The organism is Pseudomonas fluorescens (assembly GCF_001648775.1).
In the GTDB taxonomy this organism is placed as follows: Bacteria; Pseudomonadota; Gammaproteobacteria; order Pseudomonadales; family Pseudomonadaceae; genus Aquipseudomonas; species Aquipseudomonas fluorescens_M.
Map to the genome: position 1 here is coordinate 322,603 of NZ_LVEJ01000003.1, position 22,297 is coordinate 344,899.

At 58.6% G+C, this 22,297-nt stretch carries 19 protein-coding genes; 10 read left to right on the plus strand and 9 right to left on the minus strand.

Annotated elements, in window-relative coordinates; genetic code table 11:
- Positions 1 to 177: 177 nt before the first annotated feature.
- Positions 178 to 888, plus strand: coding sequence for a PqiC family protein (locus A8O26_RS05865; protein WP_064117177.1), 711 nt, complete (start codon positions 178 to 180; stop codon positions 886 to 888).
- A gap of 384 nt (positions 889 to 1,272) precedes the next feature.
- On the opposite strand, the gene A8O26_RS05870 is transcribed toward A8O26_RS05865, so the two are convergent.
- Positions 1,273 to 2,778 carry an AhpA/YtjB family protein gene (locus A8O26_RS05870; RefSeq protein WP_064117178.1) on the minus strand — a complete coding sequence of 502 codons (1,506 nt, stop codon included), beginning with the start codon at positions 2,776 to 2,778 and terminating at the stop codon, positions 1,273 to 1,275.
- A 134-nt stretch (positions 2,779 to 2,912) separates the two neighbouring features.
- Here A8O26_RS05870 and serB point away from each other — a divergent pair, with 134 nt between their 5' ends.
- Complete coding sequence (gene serB / locus A8O26_RS05875) at positions 2,913 to 4,127, plus strand: phosphoserine phosphatase SerB (protein ID WP_008079219.1); 1,215 nt, start codon at positions 2,913 to 2,915, stop codon at positions 4,125 to 4,127.
- A gap of 104 nt (positions 4,128 to 4,231) precedes the next feature.
- Here serB and A8O26_RS05880 read toward each other — a convergent pair whose 3' ends face one another.
- The 4 genes from A8O26_RS05880 to A8O26_RS05895 all read right to left on the minus strand — a co-directional run bounded on the left by A8O26_RS05880 (position 4,232) and on the right by A8O26_RS05895 (position 9,328).
- The gene (locus tag A8O26_RS05880) at positions 4,232 to 5,983 is read right to left on the minus strand and encodes a hypothetical protein (RefSeq protein ID WP_064117179.1); all 1,752 of its coding nucleotides are present in this window, start codon (positions 5,981 to 5,983) and stop codon (positions 4,232 to 4,234) included.
- Positions 5,984 to 6,052: 69 nt separating this feature from the next.
- The gene (asd, locus tag A8O26_RS05885) at positions 6,053 to 6,913 is read right to left on the minus strand and encodes an archaetidylserine decarboxylase (RefSeq protein ID WP_064117180.1); all 861 of its coding nucleotides are present in this window, start codon (positions 6,911 to 6,913) and stop codon (positions 6,053 to 6,055) included.
- A gap of 9 nt (positions 6,914 to 6,922) precedes the next feature.
- Positions 6,923 to 7,747 carry a thiosulfate sulfurtransferase gene (rhdA, locus tag A8O26_RS05890; RefSeq protein ID WP_064117181.1) on the minus strand — a complete coding sequence of 275 codons (825 nt, stop codon included), beginning with the start codon at positions 7,745 to 7,747 and terminating at the stop codon, positions 6,923 to 6,925.
- 42 nt (positions 7,748 to 7,789) lie between these two features.
- Positions 7,790 to 9,328 (minus strand): HDOD domain-containing protein, encoded by a 1,539-nt coding sequence (locus A8O26_RS05895; protein WP_064117182.1) that lies wholly within the window; start codon positions 9,326 to 9,328, stop codon positions 7,790 to 7,792.
- Between the two features lie 166 nt (positions 9,329 to 9,494).
- Here A8O26_RS05895 and motA point away from each other — a divergent pair, with 166 nt between their 5' ends.
- The 3 genes from motA to A8O26_RS05910 all read left to right on the plus strand — a co-directional run bounded on the left by motA (position 9,495) and on the right by A8O26_RS05910 (position 12,656).
- Positions 9,495 to 10,346, plus strand: a complete 852-nt coding sequence (gene motA, locus A8O26_RS05900; protein WP_007952169.1) for a flagellar motor stator protein MotA — start codon at positions 9,495 to 9,497, stop codon at positions 10,344 to 10,346.
- 3 nt (positions 10,347 to 10,349) lie between these two features.
- Positions 10,350 to 11,432: a flagellar motor protein MotB gene (gene motB / locus A8O26_RS05905; RefSeq protein ID WP_064117183.1), complete on the plus strand. Its 1,083-nt coding sequence runs from the start codon at positions 10,350 to 10,352 to the stop codon at positions 11,430 to 11,432.
- Positions 11,433 to 11,522: 90 nt separating this feature from the next.
- Entirely contained in the window at positions 11,523 to 12,656 is a 1,134-nt protein-coding gene (locus A8O26_RS05910; protein WP_064117184.1) for a sterol desaturase family protein, read from the plus strand.
- Positions 12,657 to 12,716: 60 nt separating this feature from the next.
- Here the strand turns inward: A8O26_RS05910 and A8O26_RS05915 are convergent, their stop codons facing one another.
- The 4 genes from A8O26_RS05915 to rsgA all read right to left on the minus strand — a co-directional run bounded on the left by A8O26_RS05915 (position 12,717) and on the right by rsgA (position 15,815).
- Positions 12,717 to 13,202, minus strand: a complete 486-nt coding sequence (locus tag A8O26_RS05915) for a toll/interleukin-1 receptor domain-containing protein (protein ID WP_064117185.1) — start codon at positions 13,200 to 13,202, stop codon at positions 12,717 to 12,719.
- The gene (locus A8O26_RS05920) at positions 13,202 to 14,161 is read right to left on the minus strand and encodes a caspase family protein (RefSeq protein ID WP_064117186.1); all 960 of its coding nucleotides are present in this window, start codon (positions 14,159 to 14,161) and stop codon (positions 13,202 to 13,204) included. Before A8O26_RS05920 ends, A8O26_RS05915 begins: the two co-directional genes overlap by 1 nt.
- A 2-nt stretch (positions 14,162 to 14,163) precedes the next feature.
- Entirely contained in the window at positions 14,164 to 14,571 is a 408-nt protein-coding gene (locus A8O26_RS05925) for a TIR domain-containing protein (RefSeq protein ID WP_064117187.1), read from the minus strand.
- 212 nt (positions 14,572 to 14,783) lie between these two features.
- Positions 14,784 to 15,815, minus strand: coding sequence for a small ribosomal subunit biogenesis GTPase RsgA (gene rsgA / locus A8O26_RS05930; RefSeq protein WP_038360332.1), 1,032 nt, complete (start codon positions 15,813 to 15,815; stop codon positions 14,784 to 14,786).
- Between the two features lie 107 nt (positions 15,816 to 15,922).
- Here rsgA and orn point away from each other — a divergent pair, with 107 nt between their 5' ends.
- The 5 genes from orn (at position 15,923) to A8O26_RS05955 (ending at position 22,233) form a co-directional block, all read left to right on the plus strand.
- Entirely contained in the window at positions 15,923 to 16,465 is a 543-nt protein-coding gene (gene orn / locus A8O26_RS05935; protein WP_034151653.1) for an oligoribonuclease, read from the plus strand.
- Between the two features lie 92 nt (positions 16,466 to 16,557).
- Positions 16,558 to 17,169 (plus strand): trimeric intracellular cation channel family protein, encoded by a 612-nt coding sequence (locus A8O26_RS05940; RefSeq protein WP_038360340.1) that lies wholly within the window; start codon positions 16,558 to 16,560, stop codon positions 17,167 to 17,169.
- 169 nt (positions 17,170 to 17,338) lie between these two features.
- Positions 17,339 to 18,382: a hypothetical protein gene (locus A8O26_RS05945; protein WP_064117188.1), complete on the plus strand. Its 1,044-nt coding sequence runs from the start codon at positions 17,339 to 17,341 to the stop codon at positions 18,380 to 18,382.
- A 175-nt stretch (positions 18,383 to 18,557) separates the two neighbouring features.
- Positions 18,558 to 20,972 (plus strand): DUF6543 domain-containing protein, encoded by a 2,415-nt coding sequence (locus A8O26_RS05950; protein ID WP_064117189.1) that lies wholly within the window; start codon positions 18,558 to 18,560, stop codon positions 20,970 to 20,972.
- 319 nt (positions 20,973 to 21,291) lie between these two features.
- A complete protein-coding gene (locus tag A8O26_RS05955) occupies positions 21,292 to 22,233 on the plus strand; it encodes a hypothetical protein (protein WP_064117190.1) in 942 nt (313 codons plus the stop codon).
- Positions 22,234 to 22,297: the final 64 nt, after the last annotated feature.

The window sequence follows — 22,297 nt, forward strand, 5'->3', positions numbered from 1 at the left end:
GCGTCCTAGAGAGCTCGATCCACGATTTAACGCGTAGATCGACGCTTTGGCGCTGGAGTCGGAACGCATATTCACGGATGATATGGCCTTTCCAAGCGCCGGCGTGGCCGAGCGTTCTTCATATTTATTGAGTATTTTCACTGTGGTCAGCCTTGTGGCGGCCACCTGGACGGGATGATGACTGCTCTGCGCCCCCTTATTTTCCTGCTCGCCGGCGTTTTGGGCCTGGCGGGTTGCAGCGTTCACCAACCGGTGTCGCTGTATCAACTGGACAGCGGAAGTCCGGTTCAGCCTGCGCAAAGCGCAGGCATGGCGGTTTTGTTGGGCCCGGTAGTCGTAGCCGATTACCTGCAACGTGAAACATTGCTGCAACGTCAACCGGATGGCAGCCTGCAAGCGGCGACCGACGGTCGTTGGGCAGGTAGCCTTTCGTCGGATATCGATCAATTGCTGATGCGCCAGGTTGCCGGTCACCTCGACAGCCAACGTGTGGTGCTGGCACCCGCCACGACCGGGTTTACTCCGGACGTGCAGGTTTTGCTGACTATCACGCGTCTGGACTCCGGCGAGAAACAACCGGCGATCCTCGATGCGCAGTGGCGCTTGATCGACCGTCGTGGTCAGGTGCGCGATAACCGCATTGTTCATCTGCAGGAGCTGCATGCCGGCAGTACGGCGTCGCAGGTGCAGGCGCAAGGGATTCTGTTGCAGCGCCTGGCCGAGCAATTGTCGGTGGCGCTGAAGCCTTTGGCCAATCAGCCTCCGGTCGCGGAGGCGCCGCGTAAATCGGCGCCGAAACCGGCCGCGCCGGCGGCGGAAGCCGAGAAGCAGCCGAAGATTCCAATGGCCTCGCCGATTCGTACCGATATGGAAGTGTTCCGCTTCTAACGCTGGATCGAGTCAGAACAAAGCCCGCCTTGTGCGGGCTTTGTTGTGTCTGGAGTAGAAGATCAAAAGCCCCTCACCCCAGCCCTCTCCCCGAGGGAGAGGGAGCCGACCTTGGTGTCTGGCGCTATTCATCGACCTGAAAGATCTTGGCGATTGTGGATTTGGTAGAGCAGGGGCCGACCGAAATGTCTGGCGCCCTACGTCGACGATCTTGGCGATTATGGATTCAAAGCAAGACGTTCAAGTCGGTGTAGCTCCAGAATATCCCCCAATCGGTCCCCTCTCCCTCTGGGAGAGGGCTAGGGTGAGGGGCTTTTCAGCCACCCACAAAAAAGCCCGCAGACAATCGCTTGTCTGCGGGCTTTTTCACATCGGGCTTAAGGCTTACGCCCGACGCTCATGCATCCGCGCCAGTTGCCGCTCGAGCATCGACGGATAAGGCTCCATCAACCGCTCTACGCAGCAGGCGCCCTCAGGGCTGGCGATCGGGCGGATCCGCGCACGCTGGCGGATCAGCGCGTCATCACTGATCTTGCGCTCAACCAGCAGCAGGTTGCGACTGTGCTGCGACAAGGCCAGGGCATCCTGCGCCGAATCGGTCAGCAGCAGATCAATCTGGCTCAGGCCGAACAACTCATCGCCCAGCGTCAAACCCAATTGCAATTGCAGGGTGATGCCGCTGTCCGCGACTTCAATCTGCAACTGATGGCCCAGCGCCCGCAGCAACTCACCGCAGCAGATCGCGTTGGTCAGGTAATCGTCGCCGCTGTCTTCGGTGTGGAACAGCATCAGCGTGCTGCCATCGTTCAGGGTTTCGATTTCGCCCTGATACAGCGAAGCGGCCTGATCGAGGCAGTCGCGATAACGCTCCTGCAACTCTTCCAGACGTGCACGTGGCAAGCGGCGCAGTTGTTCCTGCGAGCCCAGTTGTACGGCCAGCACGGCGGTGTGCTGCGGCACGCTTGGCGACGGTTGGCGGACGACAGGTTGGGGCGCGCCATTGAGCGACTCGTCGCGCAGGTCGGCAAAGGCGTCATCGTCATCATCGTCTTCGGCGGTGCTGACCAGATGTCGCGGCGCCGGCTTCTGCGCGGCCATCGGGCGGGTTTCGTCGAAACTCGGATCACGCAAGTTGCGCACCTCGAACTCCGGCTCGTCTTCTTCGTCCTCGAACTCAGGCTCCGGTTCAGGTGCAGGCTCCGGCGCGTAGTTGGCGTGCAGCTGACGCGCCAGATCGCCGATTTCATCCTGACGATCGATGCCCGGCGTGTGTTCGTCGATGCGGCGCAACCAAACGCGTAATTGCAGCAACGGCGTCGACAGGTAGCGGCCCATGCGCAGGCTCAAGGCCAGCGACAGCGCCAACAGAATCGCACTGAGAATGCCCATGCTTTGCAGGCTGATGGTCATCGGCTGCTGGAACTGATCCATGTCCAGGCTGATGCGCAGTTGCCCGGCGGTCACATCCTGGAAGGTGATCTTGCTCTCGTACATGCCTTCGGCTTCGCCCAGCAGGCTGTGCTTGGGCCGTTGACCGGATTCGGCGAGGATGCGGTTATCCACGCTGTAGATCGCCGCGTGGGCCACCAGTTTGTTTTTGGTCAGGTTGTTGAGCAGCACGTTGAGGCTGAGGATGTCATTGGACACCAACAGCTCCGTGGCGGAGGTGGCGGTCTGCGTGGTCAGGCTTTCGCCCAGCGCATCGGCCTGCTCGTGCATGGCCTGCTTGAATTGCAAACCCATCACGCCGGCATAGATCACCAGGGCCAGAGCGACCAGGATCACGTTATGGCTGGCAATGCGCAATGCAATCGGTACACGGCGGTGGCGCAGTGCACGGAAGATCAGCAGGAAGAAGTTATCGGTTTTAACTGGCGTGGGCCGGTTCACTGAGCTCGGCTCTTTTGTCCGTGAAGTTGACGCGCAGTATAGCGACAGGCCCTAGACCGGCAAAGCGCTCGCGGTGCCCGATGGTCACTGAAAGTGGGTAGAATGCGGTTTTTTTCCAGTTGCGGGGGTGCGCGTTGCGCGAAATCGTCCTGATTAACATCACCGGAGTCGACCGTCCGGGTCTGACTGCGGCCATTACCGGCGTTCTGGCACAAGGTGGTGTGAACATTCTCGACATCGGTCAGGCGGTGATCCACGACACCCTGTCGTTCGGCATCCTGGTGGAAATCCCCGATTCCGAGCAGGGTAAATCCGTGCTCAAGGACATCCTGTTCAAGGGCTACGAGCTCGATCAGCAGGTGCGCTTCACCCCGGTGTCCGAAGAGGATTACCAGCAATGGGTGGGCAATCAGGGCAAAAAACGCCACATCGTCACCCTGTTGACCCGCAAAGTGACCGCCGGGCAATTGCAGGCCGTCAGCTCGATCACCGCCAAATACGGTCTGAACATCGACCATATCGACCGTCTGTCGGGTCGCATGCCATTGGACACTCCTGCCGACAAGGGCAAGGGCTGCATCGAGTTTTCCGTGCGTGGCGAAGCGGCTGATCCGCAGGCGTTGCGCGCCGAATTCCTCAGCGTCGCCCAGGAACTGAACGTCGACATCGCTTTCCAGGAAGATTCGCTGTTCCGTCGCAACCGTCGTCTGGCGGTGTTCGACATGGACTCGACGCTGATCGAAGCCGAGGTCATCGACGAATTGGCCAAGGCCGCCGGCGTTGGCGAGCAAGTATCGGAAATCACCGAACGAGCGATGGCTGGCGAACTGGATTTTCGCGCCAGTTTCAAAGAGCGTCTGGCTTTGCTCAAAGGTCTGGATGTCAGCGTGCTGGATTCGATTGGCGCCTCGCTGCGCCTGACCGAAGGCGCGGAAACGCTGTTCGCCGAACTCAAGCGTCTGGGCTACAAGACCGCGATCCTGTCTGGCGGCTTCACCTATTTCGCCAAGCAATTGCAGGCCAAGCTTGGCATCGACTATGTGTTCGCCAACGAACTGGAAGTGGTCGATGGCAAGTGCACCGGCGTGGCGATCGAGCCGATTGTCGATGCGCAGCGCAAGGCTGATCTGTTGAAAGAGCTGGCGCACAAGGAAGGCTTGCGTCTGGAACAGACCATCGCGGTCGGTGACGGCGCGAATGACTTGCCGATGCTGGCGATTGCCGGTTTGGGCGTGGCGTTCCGCGCCAAGCCTTTGGTCAAGCAATCGGCAAAGCAGGCGATTTCCACCCTTGGGCTGGATGGCGTCCTGTATCTGCTGGGTTTCCGGGATCGTGACGGGCAGCTCTGAGATCTCTATCGCCTGACTTGGCCTCTTCGCGAGCAGGCTCGCTCCCACATTTGAGATGCATACAACTGTGGGAGCGAGCCTGCTCGCGAAGGGCGCGCCTCGGTCTATAGCGACTTCCACAACGAATCAAAATCCTCTTCGCTCCCGCCATTCTGCGCGGCCTCCAGCGAGCGATACGCAAACTGATTGAAACTGTGCGTACTGGCCACCCGCCGATCCAGCCCGGCGCGGTGTTCTTCGCCGTGGGTATTGATCATCACCTTGCTGCCTTCCTGAAACGGCAAGCGTGGCGCCAGCAACGTCGCGGGCACATCGATTGCGCTGATCTCCGGCAGCAATAAACCGCGTAGATACTGGCTGTGATCATCCCGCGAACGCACCAGTTGCAAACCGCAGGGCTGCGCGTGCGGTGCCACCAGCTCGATGCCCATTTGCGTGCCGCCACCGCGCACCTGCCGAATCCAGCGGATCACGGCAATGCTCCAGCCCAGACTGGCGCTGTCCTGAATACCGAGCATTTCCCCGGCCTGCACTTCACCAGGCACTTCTGTCGGCCAGCCAAGGCAATAACCACCGGGACTGTGGTTGATCACCGGCAGCGCATACGTCGGATAGTGCGGTGTGCTGTCGACGCTGCTGTCGTCTTCGACGAGATGGTCGTACTGGATTTCCTCGTAGGGTAAAAACTGCTCGTTGTGCTGTGGGGCGGCGTCGAACGCCTGACTCCAGCTGTCCTTCTCGCCTTTGGCCACGGCGTTGCTGAAGTTCGCAGCGCGGGCGCCGGGATGTTTGAGCATTTCACTGAAGCTGCGCTCGCCACCCAGATAAAAGTGCAGGGCGCTCATGCCCACGCACACGGTCAGGCTGCCCTGGCCAACGGTGCGCTGAAAGCTGCGTTCGGCCGCCTGGCCCCAAGTCGCGTGCAAATGTTGCAGCGTGTCGAAAGTGAGCCCGGGTGGGACGAGCAGCGGCGTCGAAGTGTCCTGATGCAGCAAGTGCGCTTCGACGGTGTTGACCAACGGCTGCGGATCGAAGCCGAGCAGGCCGGACTGTTGCTCGCGGCGAAACATGCTGCGATAGCGTGGCCCGGCATCCAGTTCGGCGCTGATCGCAAACAGGCCATCGTCCGGGCGGCCGGGGTGCAATTTCAGCAAGGCACTCCACGGTTCGAGGGCTTCAGCCAGGCGGGCGATCTGGTTCTGGCGCAGTTGATTGCAGCGAGCGCTGCCCAGCAGCAGGGCGGCAATGTAGGTCTGTTCCAGGCTCGATTCGGTGGTGAGGCTGGCGAGGTCGTCGTGCACTCGCCGCTGTTGCAGTTGCAACTCGCAGGCGGTGCGATACAGCTGATGCAGTTCGAGCCACACATGCTCCGGCGGCGAGCTGTACAGCTGCGTGGCGCGCAGCAGTTGGCCTTTGAGGGCATGGGCGGCCCGTTGCAGGGCCGTGCTGAGCAGCGCTGCGCGATCCTTGCCGTACTTTGGCGCAATCCGCAGGACGATCTGTTTGTAGCCGATGGCCAGGTGACTTTGCAGCGCCTGACAGAGATTGCTGATCTTGCGCGAACGTTCGTCGAGCATGATCGCCTGATGCAGAAAGTGCCGTTCCAGATGCTGGCAGACGAAATACACCTCGGGCCGGAACAGCTCGAGCAGTTGCAGACGGTTGTCGCTGGGGGTGAGTAATTGATTGAGTTCGCCCAGGCCCTGATAGAGCTGGCGGGCGGTTTCGCCGATGTTGGCCTTGGGCAGGCCGGCGATCCAGCGCTTGAGGTCGCGCGGGGTGGCTTCGCAAAACGATAGGCGCGTTTGCGTCGGGGTTGGCGCTTGAAGGGACGGCGGGGAGATGGTCTGGCTCATGCCAAAAACCATAGCAGCAAATAACGCAATCTGCGGGAGCAGCGCACGGCGGCTCCCGCAGAAGGTCAATCAGGCGTTTGGCAGCGCCAGGCCTTGGCCCATCTGCACTGGCGAACCCGCCGCCAGCTCTTGCGCCCATTTCACTTGATCCGGCCCAAACAGCACGATCGCGGTCGAACCCAGCTTGAAGCGGCCCAGTTCAGCGCCTTTCTCCAAGTGAATCGGCGCGCGCGCGGCTTCGTCGTAGCGGAAGGTTTTCAGTTCACGCTTCGGCGGCGTGACCAGACCGGCCCACACGGTTTCGATCGAAGCGACGATCATCGCGCCCACCAGCACCACGGCCATCGGCCCGCGCTCGGTGTCGAAGATGCACGCCACGCGCTCGTTGCGGGCGAACAGCTCCGGCACGTTTTCAGCCGTGGTCTGATTCACCGAGAAGATCCGGCCCGGGATGTAGACCATTTCGCGCAGGGTGCCGGCCAGCGGCATGTGCACGCGGTGGTAGTCCTTCGGCGACAGGTAGATGGTGGCGAAGTCGCCGCCCATGAACGGCGCTGCGTTGGCCGCGTCACCGCCGAGCAGTTCGAGCACGCTGAAGCTGTGGCCCTTGGCCTGGAACACGCGACCGTGTTCGATCGGGCCGAGTTGGCTGACTGCGCCGTCGGCCGGGCTGAGGATCGCACCCGGGGTTTCGTCCAGCGGACGCGCGCCGTCTTTCAGGGCGCGGGTGAAGAAGGCATTGAAGTGCTCGTAAGCGGTCAGGTCTTCGACCAGCGCTTGCGACATGTCCACCTGATAACGCTTGGCGAACCATTGGGTAAAGGCATTCTTGAACCAGCGCACGCGGCACTCGGCAATGCAGCCGGCCAGGCGCGACAGCAGGTGATGAGGCAGCAGGTACTGGCTGAGGATAAACAGACGCTCTTTCATTAGTTGTCCTTAAAAACCTTGAATCTCGACAGGCGTGTCAGGGTGGTTACCCCATTCGCCCCAGGAACCGGCGTAGCCCTTGACCCGCGGATAACCGAGGGACTTGGCCACCAGATAAGTGAAGCCCGACCGGTGATGGGTCTGGCAGTGGGTAATGATTTCTTTGTCCTTGGTGATCCCCAGGTCTTCGAGGATCTGCGGCATGTCCGTGCGAATGCGCAGATGACGGGCCTTGTCCATGCCCGCCGTCCATTCGAAATTGACCGCGCCGGGGATGTGCCCGGCCTTGGCGGCCAGTACTTTTTCGCCGGAGTATTCCAGCGGCCCGCGCGCATCCCAGATCGCCAGATCGGCGGCGCCAAGACGACTTTGCAGGTATTCGCGGGTTGCCGTCGGCTCTTCGTGCAGAATCAGCGGCAGCGGGCCACCGACGACCGCCGGCACTTGAATCGACATCGGCATGCCATCTGCCAGCCAGGCTGGCAGACCACCGTCTATATAGTGGTATTTGTCGTGACCGATCACGTCGAGCAGCCAGATGAAACGCCCGGCCCAACCGCCGCCTTCGTCGTCATACACCACGTAGACCGCGTCTTTGCGGTGGCCCAGCTCTCCGAACAGCGCTTCCAGATCAGCTTTCGCCGGCAGCAGGCCCGGCGCCGGCGGCTGGCCAAGCTGGGTGCGTTTCGGGTCGACAAAGCGTGCGCCGGGGAGATGACCTTCGGTATAGCGGGCAGCGCTGGTCAGATCCACCAGAATCAGTTCAGGGGAATCGAGGCGCGGGAGCAGGTCGCTCGGCTCGATGACGAGCGGCAAGCCAGAGAAGTCAGACATGTGAGGTCTCCAGGGCACAAAGGGGGGGATTGTAGCGCAGCCTCATCGGCCACGGCTGCTAAAGCTGTGCAGGGCTTTTTCGATGCACTGCGCGGTTTTGCCAAAGGCTTGCACGGTGATGTCGGCGAACGGCCCGCCGCCCTGATCGGCGACGACAATCATGATCACCCGGCCGTTATTGACCAGTGAGCGCAGGAACAGATGCTCGCCACGAAACAGTGTGCGCAGGCCCAGTGGCAGCAGCGCGGAGAATTGTGCGTTGTTGTCCGGGGTCATCCGCACTTGCGCCTGTTGCGCCAGCAGCCGTTGCAACACGCTGCTCTGGCTGACGACAAAATTCAGCGCCGCCGCTTCTTTCGGCAGCCCGGCGGTTTGATTCACGCGCAGATTCGACTGCGTACGGTCGGCCATCAGGATCATCACCCGGCGCATGCCGCTGGCGACCAGGGCGTCGCGGGCGGCGACGGTCAGGCTCATCGCATTGGTGAAGCGGCTGGGCTCGGCGAGCAGTTCGGCGCACTGCTTGCGCCATTGGCCCAAGTCTTCAGCGCTTGGCGCGGCGGCGGGCAGCATGCCGGCCGGCAAACGACGGGTGCCCCACGGCCACAGCAGTGAAACCGCTGGGTGCCACAAATCGGGCATCGCATGCTGACGCGCACTGTTGGCGGCCTGCTGGTGCAACTGTTGTTGCACATCGTCCATGGAAATTTGCAGATAAAGGCTGGTGAGGTACTGCCAGCGTTCGCTGTGCGGACTGTCCCAGGCCTGTTGTGCCGACAGCGCCAGACCGTTGGCCAGCAACACGGTGTTGGCCGGCTGGTTGAGCCAGCGGCGCAGGGTCGGATCGTCGTCGAGGCGATTCTGCTGGCGCAACGGATGTTCGCTGTCGCGGGCGATGCGCAGCACTTTGACCAGTTCGCGTTGCTCACTGAGCAGCAGTTTATAGCCCTGCTGCACCCAGATCGGCAGATGCCAGGCCTGCACCAGTGCCTCGGCGATTTTCAGCAGGCGTACGCCGAACAACTGCTGTTCGACCACGCGCGCCGATTCGCCCTTGTGGATAACCCGCAGTTCCCATTCTTCAAGCAATTGCGGATAGGTCAGCGCCAACGGCCACAACGGCGACAGAAACAGCAGGCTACCCCAATGAATGTCCTGCCACAGCCGCGCCAGGCGACTGGCGAAAAAACCGTTGGCCTGTTGCGTCGCGTGCTGGCTGATCATTTGCAGCTGGCGCAGGGCCTTGGGGATTTGCATCTGCGGTTCGGCCGGCAGCCGCGCGAGCAATTCTTCCGTGCGCGCCAGGCCGAGACGGTTGATCGCCACCTCAAGATTTTCCGCCGGCGCGGCCATCGTGCCGTGGGTGTGACGATTCGCCTCACGGATGATGCTCAGTGCCAGGGCCGGGCTGTCCTGCATCAGGTCGGCGATGTCCCGCAGCGAGCTGCGATTGTCGCGAATCGCCCGACACACTTTGTCGTGAGACTCTTGCGGTACGGGCAGCCGGACGCCATCGAGCAACTTTACCCAGCCGTCGAGGGTGGTCGGTTTTGCGTGTGGGACGTTCGTTTCATTAGCCATGTCTGGAGGGGATCTTCACTGACTGTAGACGCGCCCGGCATGGGCTAAATTGGCTTTTCGCCTGAACTGGCTATAGTCTGGCGCAGTTTTGCCGATAAGTAGAAGAAGAGATTTTTTAACTTCCGAATATGACCTTGAACCCGACTCAGTAAGTACTTTCCTACCTATGGCTAAAATTATCGGCATCATCGTCGTATTCGCGAGCGTGCTCGGCGGATACGTGCTCTCCCACGGCAAAATTGCCGCCCTGATCCAGCCTTTCGAGGTGATGATCATCGGTGGTGCGGCACTGGGTGCATTCCTCCAGGCCAACCCCGGCTACATGACGATGCACGTGCTCAAGAAATCCCTGAGCATGTTCAGTTCGCGCTTCAGCCACACTTTCTATCTGGAAGTGCTCGGGCTGATCTACGAGATCCTCAACAAGAGCCGCCGCGAAGGCATGATGGCCATCGAAGGCGACATCGAAGATGCCGCTGCGAGCCCGATCTTCGCCAAGTACCCGGCGGTGCTCAAAGACGAACGCATGACTGCGTTCATCTGCGATTACCTGCGCATCATGTCGTCCGGCAACATGGCCCCGCACGAGCTGGAAGGCTTGTTCGACATGGAGCTTTACAGCCTGAAGGAAGACCTTGAGCACCCATCGCATGCAGTGAACGGCATCGCCGACGCCATGCCCGGTTTCGGTATCGTCGCGGCGGTACTCGGTATCGTGGTGACCATGGCCTCGCTGGGTGAAGGTGATCAGAAGTCCATCGGCCTGCACGTCGGTGCGGCACTGGTCGGTACCTTCTTCGGTATTCTCGCCGCGTACGGTTTCTTCGGCCCATTGGCGCACTCCCTGGCGCACGATGCCAAGGAAGAGCTGAACGTCTACGAAGCCATCAAGGCCTCGCTGGTGGCTTCGGCTTCCGGCATGCCACCGTCGCTGGCGGTTGAGTTCGGTCGCAAGGTGCTGTACCCGGCCCACCGTCCAAGCTTTGCCGAGCTGGAACAAGCCGTTCGCGGTCGTTAAGTCATGGAAAATAATCAGCCGATTATCATCAAGCGCGTCAAGCGCATAGCCGGCGGGCATCACGGCGGGGCGTGGAAAATCGCCTTCGCCGACTTCGCCACGGCGATGATGGCGTTCTTCCTGGTGTTGTGGCTGCTGTCCACGGCAACGCCTGAGCAGAAGATCGCCATCGCCGGTTACTTCAAAGACCCGGTCGGCTTCTCCGAAAGCGGCACGCCGTACATCATCGACCTGGGCGGCACGCCGACCCTGGCCCCGGAAAACACCCTCAACCCGGAAGTGAAGTCGCAGCCGCAACCGGACAAGGTCACGGTCGACACCGAACAGGTTGAAGGCATGGCCGAGCAGGTCGAGAAGGAACGTCTGGAACTGCTCCTGCAAGAACTGCAGAACAAGGTCGACGAGAACCCGCAACTGCAGAAATTCAAGGATCAGATCCTCTTCGAGATCACGCCGAACGGCTTGCGCATCCAGATCATGGACGCCGAGAACCGGCCGATGTTCGACTCAGGTTCCGCACGCCTGAAGCCGTACTTCGAAGACATCCTGCTGGCCATGGCCGACACCATCAAAGCGGTGCCGAACAAGATCAGCATCAGCGGTCACACGGACGCCAAGCCGTACACCGGCACCGGTGATTTCGGTAACTGGGAGTTGTCGGCCAACCGCGCCAACGCCGCCCGTCGTGCCTTGGTCGCCGGTAGCTATCCGGATGCGCAAGTGGCGCGGGTCGTCGGTTATGCCTCGTCGGCGTTGTTCGACAAGGAAAATCCGTTCAACCCGGTCAACCGCCGCATCGACATTGTGGTGCTGACCAAGAAAGCCCAGGCGGCGATCGAAGGTGCGCAAGGTGCGGATCCGGCGAAACCGGCGGATCAAGGTCAGAACGGCGCTGCTCCGGCAGCGCCGGTCGACCCGAATGCACTGCCGGCGGATCAGCAACCGGTACCGGCGCACGAACTGCGCGAACGGCTGAACCTGTTCGACGACGCTGCGCCAAAACCGGCTGAGCCGGGGAGTGCGGCGCCCGCGGCGCCACCCGCCACGCCCCCAACGACTGCCCCGGCGCCCGCGCCCAAGCAGTGATCCACAAAAAGCCACGGTCACCGTGGCTTTTTTGTTTCTGCCTGCGTCGCAATCACCAGTCGCAGTTTTCGCAATCACGGAAGATCAGTTATGGAAAGACTCAAAGCCTATTTTCAACGGCACGGCAACGCCCCCTTCAAGTTTGGTGAAGGGCGGGTCAGTGGCTACATTTCCGCCACCCTCGGGCTGTTGAGCCTGCTGGCGGTGTTCTGCTTCCTCTTTCCGGAATGGCTGACCACAGCTGAACTGCGTAAGGTCTATGACGAGCAGTTCGCGCGCACCACGCTGTTGCTCGGTCTGGTGGTGTCGTTCAGCCTCGGCACCCTGAATATCCTGCTCAACAAACGCAAGCGTCTGGGGATTACCGGACTGATTGCATCGGGCCTGGCGGTGTTCCTTGGGGGCACTAACGTACAAGTCAGCTCGATCGGGCAGACCCCGTACTCGTTGGGTCTGGACTGGTTTGTGCTGGCGTTGCTGGTATCGGCCATCGTATTCATTCCTCTGGAAAAGCTCTACTCCAAGGATCCCGAACAAAACATCCTGCGCCCGCACTGGCGCACCGACCTGACCTACTTCTTCGTCAGCCACATGCTGGTCCAATTCATCCTGATCTTCATCACTGCCTCGTCGAGTTACATCGCCGGTTGGGCGATGTCGCCGAGCTTGCAGGCAAGTGTGCAGAGTCTGCCGCTGGTGGTGCAGTTTCTGCTGGCGATCCTGGTCGCCGATCTCGGCCAATACTGGCTGCACCGGCTCTACCATGTGGTGCCGTGGCTGTGGCGCATCCACGCCGTGCATCATTCCAGCACGCACATGGACTGGCTCGCCGGTTCGCGCGTGCACTTCATCGAAATCCTGCTGACCCGCACTGGCGTGCTGGTACCTCTGATGTTGTTGGGCTTCGCGCCTCAGGCACTCAACGCCTACGTGATTCTGGTCGGCGTACAGGCAGTACTGGCCCACGCCAACGTGCGGATCAATGGTGGCTGGCTGAACTACCTGATCGTGCTGCCGCGCTACCACCATTGGCACCACGCCCGGCACAAGGATTACATCTACAAGAACTACGCGATCCACACGCCGCTGGTGGACATGCTGTTCGGCACGTTCAAATTGCCACCCAAAGAATGGCCGGTGCGTTATGGCGTGTTCGGGAAGGAATTGCCGGGCGGGATTGTGCGTCAGCATCTGTATGCGTTTCGCAAGCCTGAGCCGAAGTAGGTTTGGAAGTTGAAGAAAGCCGCGTTTGATACGCGGCTTTTTTGTGCCAGCCGATGGGCTCTAGAAACCGCGCCGAATGCGGTTTTTCAGTTGGTCGTGGAATACCTCTGCGTTGCGTTTGTAGGTGCCGCTAAAGGATTCATTGCTCGAATCCAGCGTCATCGAACGCTTGCTCGACACCTCCTCACGATACGCATCGATAAAGAAATTCAGATCTTTATCCGTGCTCAACTTCGGCCACTTGTCCAGATACAACGGCAATTCTGCGGGGCCGGTCTTGAACGAGCAGATCCGGCGGTTGCTGATCGTCGCCTCACCAATTTCGAACGGCACCCACCACGACAACGCGGTCTTCTCCGACACCACCGCCAGCAAGTGCGTGCATTCGGTGATGTTGCGGGTGATGACGCCGGTGATGTCATCGGTGGTTTGCGATTCAGGGTCCAGCACATCGAGGTAGGTCTTGATGTTGGCCTGCATCAGGCGGCTATTGATGGCGATTGCGTGGGCGCGGTCCATGTGGCGGTAGCTGATGAATACAGGCATTAGAATCGATCCTTTATTGCCAGGTCGCGGTAATAGGCGCCGAGGGCTGTCAGGCGGCAGCCGGTCGAATTAAGGGCGGCGTAGTACATGTGCTCGGCGTCGACCGGTTCGATCAGGCTGTGTCGATTGCACTTTTGCAGTTGCGCGAAGACCTCGCCGTGGTCTGCATCGAACGCTGCCTCGGTCGGTTCGTAGCTGGGGTCGAGAGGGAAGACAAAACCAGGGTCGGGAAACCAGTCCTTGAGTTTGCGCAGGGTTTCTTCGGCGATAAGCGGAGCGACCTCGCGTAGCGACACGAATTGCGAAACGTTGGTCTTGAACACCGGGCGCTGTTCCCAGGCGCCCAGTGCATTGTCGACAAACGAGTAAACGCTACCCGGCGTGACTTTGCCGAGCACATTGGCGGCCCCGCCGTGCAGCGCTTGCAGCAACAGGTCGGTGAACACGCCATGGCCGCGACTCTCCAGAGCGGACTGTTCTTTTTTACAGGCCGTGAGAATGGTCATGCCTTCGCCAATCACACTGCTGCCACCGCGCAAGCCACGCATGGCAGCGGCCGCGCCGGCCTGGCAGCAATCGAGGATGATGATTTTGTTTTTTATGTGCGGGGCTTTGTCCGCCCATTCGAGTATGTCGCTGATGCGGATACCTTCGCCGCCGTGCTGAAAATCCTGCGGGATCAGCAGCCCTTCGTCGATGCTGGTGTCGAACTGACCGTGACCGGCGAAGTACAGCAGGGCCACGTCGCAATCGCCGGAAAACAAACTCTGAATATGCTCCTTCATGGCATTGAGCGTGAGATTTTCCTCCGCCGATGTCAGCACCTTGCAACTGAAGTTCGGGCGCCCGCCGGCGTGACGTTCCAGCACCGACGCCATGGCCATCGCATCGTTGTTGCAACCGCTCAATGGCGCGACGTGCTGGTAATGATTGATGCCGATAAACAATCCCTTGCGCATGGTTATACCGCCGTATGCAGGCGAATCGCGCTAACGATGCTTTTGGTGCTCCACGCGCATTCGGCGTTCGCGGCGTTGCGCACGACCGTGGAAATGCGCTCGGCGCCGAAAGGCTTGATCGCGATGATCACCTTGCCCATGCGCTTGGCGATCTCGATTTCCTTGTTGATCCACTTGCTGTAGGTCGAGTACATGCCAGCCATGATCAGCACCGCCGAGCAAGGGCGGATCTTGTTCTCGATGGCTTCCTCCAGTTGCTTGTCGGTTTGCGCGCCCATGATCGGGTTGTGCGGCGGGACGGAAAAATTCTTGAAAGTGAAACCCGGTTGCGCACCGAGCAGGCGCACCAGGTTGTCGTGGGCGTGGGAGTAGTTCCACGAATGGCTGATGAACAAATGATAGGTTTGCATGGGATTCCTCGGAAGTCGCGAAAGTGCGAAGGAGGAAGTGAATGTAGGCATCTGCGTGATGCCTACAAGGTGCTGAAGGCAAAAGAGAAATGTCCTGCAAACAGGCGTGCCAAAGCCCTACAGAAAGGTCTGACGTTTAAGCAATCGGGGGAGTTGTCGGGCGTGATCCTACGACCGGCGGCCCTGTGTTTCAGGGCCGCCGGTGCGGCTGTTTAATAGCCGTTTTCAGGCAGACTGGCGATGATCGAGCGGTAGCTGTTCATCCGCTGCTGCTGGATGCGTCCGTCTTCGAGTGCCTTGAGCAGCGCGCAACCCGGTTCGCGGTCGTGCTTGCAGTCGCGGAAGCGGCAGGTGCCGAGCAGGTCGTCGAACTCGATGAAGCCGGCTTCGACGTCGGCGCGGCTGACGTGACCCAGACCAAATTCACGGATGCCCGGGGAGTCGATCAGTTCGCCGCCGCCGGGGAAGTGGAACAGACGCGCGGTGGTCGTCGTGTGCGTGCCCTGGCCCGACAGTTCGGACAACGGCCCGACGCGGGTTTCGACTTCCGGCAGCAAGCTGTTGACCAGCGACGACTTGCCGACGCCGGACTGGCCGACGAACACGCTGATGCGCCCGTCGAGCTGCTGTTGCAGTTGTTCCATGCCATTGCCGTGGTGCGCCGACACTTCCAGCACCGGATAACCCAGCGTGCGGTACACCGCCAGCAGCGCATTGAGCGCCGGGGCGTTCTGCTCGTCGATCAGGTCGAATTTGTTCAGCAGCAGCAACGGACGGATGCCCGCGTGTTCCGCCGCGACCAGATAGCGGTCGATCAGGTTGGCATGCGGCTCGGGCAGCGGGGCGAAGACGATGACGATCATGTCGACGTTGGCGGCTACCGGTTTGAGCTGGCCACGGCTGTCCGGACGGCACAGTTCGGTGGTGCGCGGCAGTTGCGCGACGATCACCCCGATGCCCTGGTTGCCGGCACGCCAGACGACCGTGTCGCCGGTCACCAGCGCAGGCAGGTTGGCGCGCAAGTGGCAGCGGAACACTTGGCCGGCCTGATCACCGTCAACAGCCTCGACCTCGACCTGCACACCGAAGTGGGCGATCACCAAGCCGGTTTGTTCCGGACCCAGGTCGCCGCCCTCCAGGGCTTCGACAGCCGAGGACTCGCGTTTGGCGGCGCGCGCTGCGCGTTCGCCCTGAATCTTTTCGATGCGCCAGTTTTGACGACGATTGAGTTGGCGTTTGGCCATGGGTGTTCCGTCTGAAGAATGCAGCGATTAGGTAAAACGGCCGCGAGTTTAGCACGCCCGGCCACCGGCCTAGGCTAAACTGCGCAGCATTGCCTAGGAGCCGAAATATGCCAAACCCGCAGAACCTGATCTGGATCGACCTGGAAATGACCGGTCTGGATCCGGAAAACGACGTCATCATCGAGATGGCCACCATTGTCACCGACAGTGACCTCAACACCTTGGCCGAAGGCCCGGTGATTGCCATCCACCACAGCGACGAAGTGCTCGCGCGGATGGACGAATGGAACACCCGCACCCATGGCAATTCCGGCCTGACCCAGCGCGTGCGCGACAGCCGTATCAGCATGGCTGAAGCTGAAGCCGAAACCATCGCCTTCCTGGAAAAATGGGTGCCGAAGGGCAAGTCGCCGATCTGTGGCAACAGCATCTGCCAGGACCGTCGCTTCCTTTATACGCACATGAAGGCGCTGGAAAGCTATTTCCACTACCGCAATCTCGACGTGTCCACGCTCAAGGAACTGGCCGCGCGCTGGGCACCGGACGTGCGCGACAGCTTCAAGAAGGGCAGCACGCACCTGGCGCTGGACGATATCCGCGAATCGATCGCCGAGCTGCAGCACTACCGTAAGCACTTCATCAAGTTCTGATTTCTTGCGGTGGGGGCAAGCCCTGCTACTGCCCCCTTTTGGTGCCGCATCGAAATGGCTAGACTGCGCGCCTTCCTGCCTGGATCGCCACCATGTTGCTGATGCTCTATCTGATCGCCATCACCGCCGAAGCCATGACTGGCGCCTTGTCTGCCGGACGTCGCGGCATGGACTGGTTTGGTGTGGTGTTGATCGCCTGCGTCACGGCATTGGGCGGCGGTTCGGTGCGTGACGTGCTGCTGGGGCATTACCCGCTGACGTGGGTCAAACACCCGGAATATCTGGTGCTGACCTCGGTCGCAGCGATGTTTACCGTGTTCACCGCCCGTTGGATGCGTCATCTGCGCTCGCTGTTTCTGGTACTCGACGCTGTCGGCCTGGTGGCGTTCACCCTGATCGGCTGCATGACCGCGCTGGAAATGGGCCACGGCATGTTGGTGGCGTCGGTCAGCGGTGTGATCACCGGCGTCTTCGGTGGCATCCTGCGGGATATCTTCTGCAACGATATTCCGCTGATCTTCCGCCGCGAGCTCTATGCGAGCGTTTCCTTCGCCGCAGCGTGGTGCTACATGCTGTGTCTTTATCTGAATGTGCCAAGTGAACAAGCCATTCTGATTACGCTGTTCGGTGGGTTCTTGTTACGTCTGTTGGCCATCCGTTTTCATTGGGAAATGCCCAAGTTTGTTTATAACGACGAGCATTGATAAAGCTCGGTCTGTTGGTTTGAATAAGCTGTATTGTTTTGTGCTGTGTAGGTAAGTGCAAGTTTCTTACATTTTTGATTTTCTGTTCCTGTGGTCAACGTGTTATTTGTTTTGACGTCATCACGGTTGATGTCGATTTCTTAATAGCATTGAGATAACGGAGTAAGTCATGAGTCAAATCATGGAAGAGACGCAGGCGCGGTCAAACGATTTGACCGCGTTCTATAGCCTTACCTTGTTCAAAGTGAAGTTTGATACCGCTGAAACTACCCGAAGTAAAGAGCTGTATGGCAATGGCCGGATGCAGGTTAAAGTGCAAGTTGTCGTTGCGGGAGCCGACATTAACGGAAATGCAGTTCACGTACCGCCTGAGGTGATGAACAGCATTGAGCTGATCCATTACGATGGCGGTAGCAGATTGCAGGGCGGCTGGGTTTCCAGCACCGAGCAAGGTTCCTACACGCTGGAAATGCGCAATGCAGGCCATGCGGTAGCGGCGCCCGATGCCGATGAGGATGACAGCATCCATCCCCAAGTGCGGTCCTTTTGGGTCTCTTCACAGGGGGCAGGGGAAACCCGTATCGCTGCACGGTTGTCATGGAATGACACAACCGTTCGCACCAACGGTACGACGCTTTCCAGTGTGCATGACAGCAGTGTCTCGCTGACTGCAAAACAGCCGGTAGCTTATTCCATCGAAAGTTTCCGCTGGCAGCAGACCCGGCGTGGTGATGAGGCGCCAGGTAATCGCATCGTCAACTATTACCTGGGGTTGTACCCTCAGGGCGGGCAGCAAATCAAACTGGTGGACTGGGTTTCGCAAGGTATTCGCGGGGATCGTACATTTGCCCGAGGTAACAAGCTTCGTGCATGGAGTACCAATTACCTTGAAGGTATCTTCGTTGTTCCAGAGGAAATAACCCATGATGTGTATTTGCCGTATGGCAGCAACCCGCTTAGCGATGTACTGACCTTTGCTGTGGACGGTATTTTGAAGTTGTCGGAACACACGCAGAAGTATTCTGTCAGGGTCAATGACAGAGATGGCGAGTTGACCGTGGTGCAGGGTTTGTCCGAATACTCGAAAATTGAAGTGGCACACAAGATCGCTCCACCCTTTCATTTTGTCGCGATCGATCAATATGGTACTGAACATAAACTTGCCATTCGCACTGACTTTGATGCGCGGGAGTTTTCTCTGGAGCGTGGATGAGTACTGAGTTGCTGAAAGTCGTAGACATATATATGCCGTTTCAGATGTTGTGGGCCCGTAAGCTGTCACTTCATCAATCTCATGATTGACTGCAGTTTCGATGGTTTATAGATAAACGTTCGCGGGCTCCGTGGTGCTACGGAGCCCGCACAACCCCACTCAAGGATGAGTTTTCATGACTGCAAAGCCCCCCCGCAAACCTGTAACCGGTCCCTTGAAAAAGCCGGATTTCGACGCTGACGGCCCGCGACCGAGGCTGGGCAGCGAAATCACCATGCCACCGCTGTCTCACGTTACTGAGCATGGGCCTCCCACGATAAGACCAGAGCCTGCGATGGTGGACTCGGTAATTGCGAAACAGGCGATCAGGGTCACTCTGATGAATGCCATGACCGATGACGTGATCCATGCTGTTGCAGAGGAGGCACTATCGGGGGTACGAGTTCCGGCACCGACGAACTTGATGAAAGTCGATTCCCGAGGCGTCTGGCTGTTCAAGCAGCGCGAATATGTCGCTATTGCCGAAGGCCATTTTGTTCAGGTCGTCAGCGATCTCGACAGCGGCCTGTTCAGGGCGACAAATTCCCGAGAGCTCAAACCTTCCGGTCCTTTAATGGTGCTGGATGACGAAGGCAGATTCTGGCACCCGCTAAACAGCGATGGCGTCACCTTCGCTGATTCAATAGCCGTTCAAACCGCAACGCTTTTTCGCCGGATGGGTCGTTCCGTAGCGCAGTTTTCCGACACGACGGTTGCACGCATGCTGGCGGTGAGCGGAGTCGATAAATCAGTGCTGCGCGATGTGCTTATTCATGATCGTCCTGTGCCTTTTTTGCTCGAAGACACCCTCAGGCGATTCGAACTTGATCAAAAGATTCAGCTAGAAGGGCGCGGGGTATCCCCTGAGCGTTTCGCGCGGTTCAAAGAACTGGAAGCCGCGTTCGAATCCGATTGTGATGAACACACTGTGCAGATGCGGCGGGTGTTTCCGAATTTGCCGAAAACCGCCGCGCAGGCGATCTGGCGCAATACCAGCGCTGCCGAGCGTTTGCATATGCACAATCAACCGGGGATACCGCAGACGGTGGCGAAAGAGGCGCTGACGGCTCTGCGAGAAATTCGCATCACCAGGGCCGGGGAAGGCATTTACTTGTCGTCGGTGTCCAATGCCGACAGTGACCGGTTAGTGCTGCATATGCTCGGCAACCTCGCGGGTTGGCCGCAGCAGACTCGTATCGAAATACGCCAGCGGGCGATAGACGGGGATGTTCTGAGCGCTATCGGCGATGAGCTGTCACCGGTTCGTCACATACTGATGCGTCAGGATGATGGCTATACCGTGCCAAACAGTGGCGACCCTTCACTTCAGGCCTCGCAAGATCTTTATTCGGCAGTCTGGTCTCTGTTGTCACCCGTGCAGCGTCAAGCATTCGGTATCACTGAAGGTGGTGCGCAGCTGCAACAAGTGATCCGTGCCCAGCCTTTACCTTCGCGTCAGTTCGTCAGCGAAGTGCTGCGCTTGCCAGTGCCGGCACCTGCCGACGAGGCGGCTGCAGTGCAAAACAGGCAAACGGGGTTTCTGCGTGGCGGAGCCGACGAAACTCTCCAATCGAACAGGTCGCCTGAAGATCGCATACGGGATCTTTGCCCAGACATTTCGGACGAAGAGTTGGCGGCGTTTATCAGCGAGCGTTTACCGCACGATCCCTCTGTTGTGTTGAGTCGTCTGGAAAAGGAATTCGCCACGCTACGTCAAGAATTGGCTGCATGGCGTGTCGACGTGCCTGCGCCTCCAACAAAGGGGATTGAATGGAGCGTCGAGGCACTTGCTGAACAACAGCAGTTGCGTCAGCGGTTCAGTGACAATCTGCAATCTATCTGGCAACAAAAGCTGATTCCTGACGCAGGCGAAGACAGCTTCTCTGCTTTCATCGATTTCACCGCTGAGTTGCCGGTATTGAGTGGCAGATTCGAGCACGTGACAGAGTTGGTGCTGGAAGCGCGGAATCCAGGCGTGCAATTAGGCAAGTTTCTCGACAGCTTTCCCAACCTGAGTTATCTGGCCCTTATCAAGGTGCGGATGGACGGATTTGCCCCGGGCATTTTTCAGATGCGCGGCTTGCAACACCTGACCTTGAAAGATTGCTCCCTGCGATTGTCTGAAACCGATGCAGAGGGGCTTTCGCGAATCGAAACGCTGACTCTGTTGAGGCTCGACGGAAATCCGTTGGGAGTTGTTCCTCATGTGGGGTTCATGCGTCAGATGAAAGAGTTGTACCTGGGTGACGCGGGATTGACGCAGATTCCTTCCGGTGTAGAACAACTGGGCCAATTGAAACTACTGGACTTGCATGAAAACGATATTGTCGATGTCGGGGTTGAGTTGTTTGAAATAGCCGATACCCAGAACGTGTACGTCAACCTGATGGATAACCCGTTAAGTCAGGCGTCACTGTTTCGCATCAATGAATATCTGCAGAACGCCAGTATGGACAGAGAAATAGTTATCAGGACACGAGAAGAGGTGCTCGATGATGTTTTCGAGCTCTCCGATTTTTCTGATAGTGGCGTGGAGTCTGAAGACGATTGAAATAAAGACTGGGGCGTATGAAATAATTTTCCTCGCTCGTCGACGGTCTTCATGGAGCCCACCTCCGGTATCGTTTAAATGATGTCGGTTCGGTGGGCTTTTTTGTGGATAAATGTTTTATAAGAGTGCGTTGTTCAGGTTGTTTGTGTTGACGATTATTAATTAAATGGTTTTATTTTTTTTGTCCGGTTTGTTTTGCTTTGTTTGTCATTACATATGGATATAGAGCGCTTCTTTTATTTGCCTTGATTGCGTGTATCAATAGGCTGAGTCGAACGCTGGTGTGCGTCGTCAATCAAGTGAGTAACAGGAGTTTGATATGTCTGAGCAAGAATTGAGTATTCAGCAACTTGAAGTAAAGTTTGAGTCTCCGACCATTCGTCATAAGGCGCTTTATGCCAACGGTCGTATGCAAATCAGAGTACTGGTGCTGGTTTGCGGGGAAAATTCGCAGGCGGAGGAGGTATCGCTTTATGGGCATCCAGCCCTGCAGACACTCAAGCTGATCAGCTATGACACCTCCGCACCGTTAGGGGATAACTGGAGTGTGGGAACTCAGGAGAACCGTTACGCCCACGACATGGCGGGCGGTGCTGCCCGAGTCGTACCGCTGGTGCCAGCGCCTGATAACCGGATTTCCAATCCTTCGGAAAATGTCCAGGCCTTCGAATTTTGGGTCTCCAGCAGTCGTCCGGGCTCCATTCAGATTGCTGCTGAAATAACGCTGCAAGGCGTCAAGTATCGAAGCAATGGCCGCAATGGTTACGACAGCAGCATTACGCTGGAGGCCATTGCCCCCAAACGATATCCAATCACAAATTTCGTGGTGAACAAGACAAGGGTCGTGGATCGCCCCAGTCTCTTTGAGCGCACGGAACTACACAGTCTCGCCTTGCATGCGGAAGGTCGGCAGATCAATCTGCTTGATTGGACCAGTCTCGACACGCGATATGACGAGGAGTTTGCAACCGAGTTCTTCTCATCGGGTAATACTCTCGATGTGTCGCCAGGGCTGAGAAGTTATGTTGCTTTTATCGGGCCGGTTTATGGTGCGCAAGTCTCGGCGCGCACCTCAAACGGACTAAGGTCGGTGACGCAGGATCCGGGGACAATATCGATACTCAGTTATTTGACGCAAGAATATCCAAACAAACCTGAATACACCGCTCAATTGGATTTGCAGGTGTTTGATGAATACGGTACCGAGCACAGACTTCGTATCAATCCCGATATTGCCAGTCGGTCGTTCATATTAAGTTGATGAAGGTTTGCCGGGGTTGTTCCGGTTTCATTATTTCCTTGTGAAGTCAGCGCGACGCTTGCGT

What these genes read in the sequence shown, in the direction of transcription:
- A8O26_RS05925 (WP_064117187.1), bottom strand. Translation starts at nt 14,571, where the DNA reads ATGCAAACCTATCATTTGTTCATCAGCCATTCGTGGAACTACTCCCAC.
- orn (WP_034151653.1), top strand. Translation starts at nt 15,923, where the DNA reads ATGCCAAACCCGCAGAACCTGATCTGGATCGACCTGGAAATGACCGGT.
- A8O26_RS05895 (WP_064117182.1), bottom strand. Translation starts at nt 9,328, where the DNA reads ATGGCTAATGAAACGAACGTCCCACACGCAAAACCGACCACCCTCGAC.
- asd (WP_064117180.1), bottom strand. Translation starts at nt 6,913, where the DNA reads ATGAAAGAGCGTCTGTTTATCCTCAGCCAGTACCTGCTGCCTCATCAC.
- A8O26_RS05950 (WP_064117189.1), top strand. Translation starts at nt 18,558, where the DNA reads ATGACTGCAAAGCCCCCCCGCAAACCTGTAACCGGTCCCTTGAAAAAG.
- A8O26_RS05955 (WP_064117190.1), top strand. Translation starts at nt 21,292, where the DNA reads ATGTCTGAGCAAGAATTGAGTATTCAGCAACTTGAAGTAAAGTTTGAG.
- motB (WP_064117183.1), top strand. Translation starts at nt 10,350, where the DNA reads ATGGAAAATAATCAGCCGATTATCATCAAGCGCGTCAAGCGCATAGCC.
- motA (WP_007952169.1), top strand. Translation starts at nt 9,495, where the DNA reads ATGGCTAAAATTATCGGCATCATCGTCGTATTCGCGAGCGTGCTCGGC.
- A8O26_RS05940 (WP_038360340.1), top strand. Translation starts at nt 16,558, where the DNA reads ATGTTGCTGATGCTCTATCTGATCGCCATCACCGCCGAAGCCATGACT.
- A8O26_RS05880 (WP_064117179.1), bottom strand. Translation starts at nt 5,983, where the DNA reads ATGAGCCAGACCATCTCCCCGCCGTCCCTTCAAGCGCCAACCCCGACG.
- A8O26_RS05915 (WP_064117185.1), bottom strand. Translation starts at nt 13,202, where the DNA reads ATGCCTGTATTCATCAGCTACCGCCACATGGACCGCGCCCACGCAATC.
- A8O26_RS05920 (WP_064117186.1), bottom strand. Translation starts at nt 14,161, where the DNA reads ATGCGCAAGGGATTGTTTATCGGCATCAATCATTACCAGCACGTCGCG.
- A8O26_RS05945 (WP_064117188.1), top strand. Translation starts at nt 17,339, where the DNA reads ATGAGTCAAATCATGGAAGAGACGCAGGCGCGGTCAAACGATTTGACC.
- rsgA (WP_038360332.1), bottom strand. Translation starts at nt 15,815, where the DNA reads ATGGCCAAACGCCAACTCAATCGTCGTCAAAACTGGCGCATCGAAAAG.
- A8O26_RS05865 (WP_064117177.1), top strand. Translation starts at nt 178, where the DNA reads ATGACTGCTCTGCGCCCCCTTATTTTCCTGCTCGCCGGCGTTTTGGGC.
- rhdA (WP_064117181.1), bottom strand. Translation starts at nt 7,747, where the DNA reads ATGTCTGACTTCTCTGGCTTGCCGCTCGTCATCGAGCCGAGCGACCTG.
- A8O26_RS05910 (WP_064117184.1), top strand. Translation starts at nt 11,523, where the DNA reads ATGGAAAGACTCAAAGCCTATTTTCAACGGCACGGCAACGCCCCCTTC.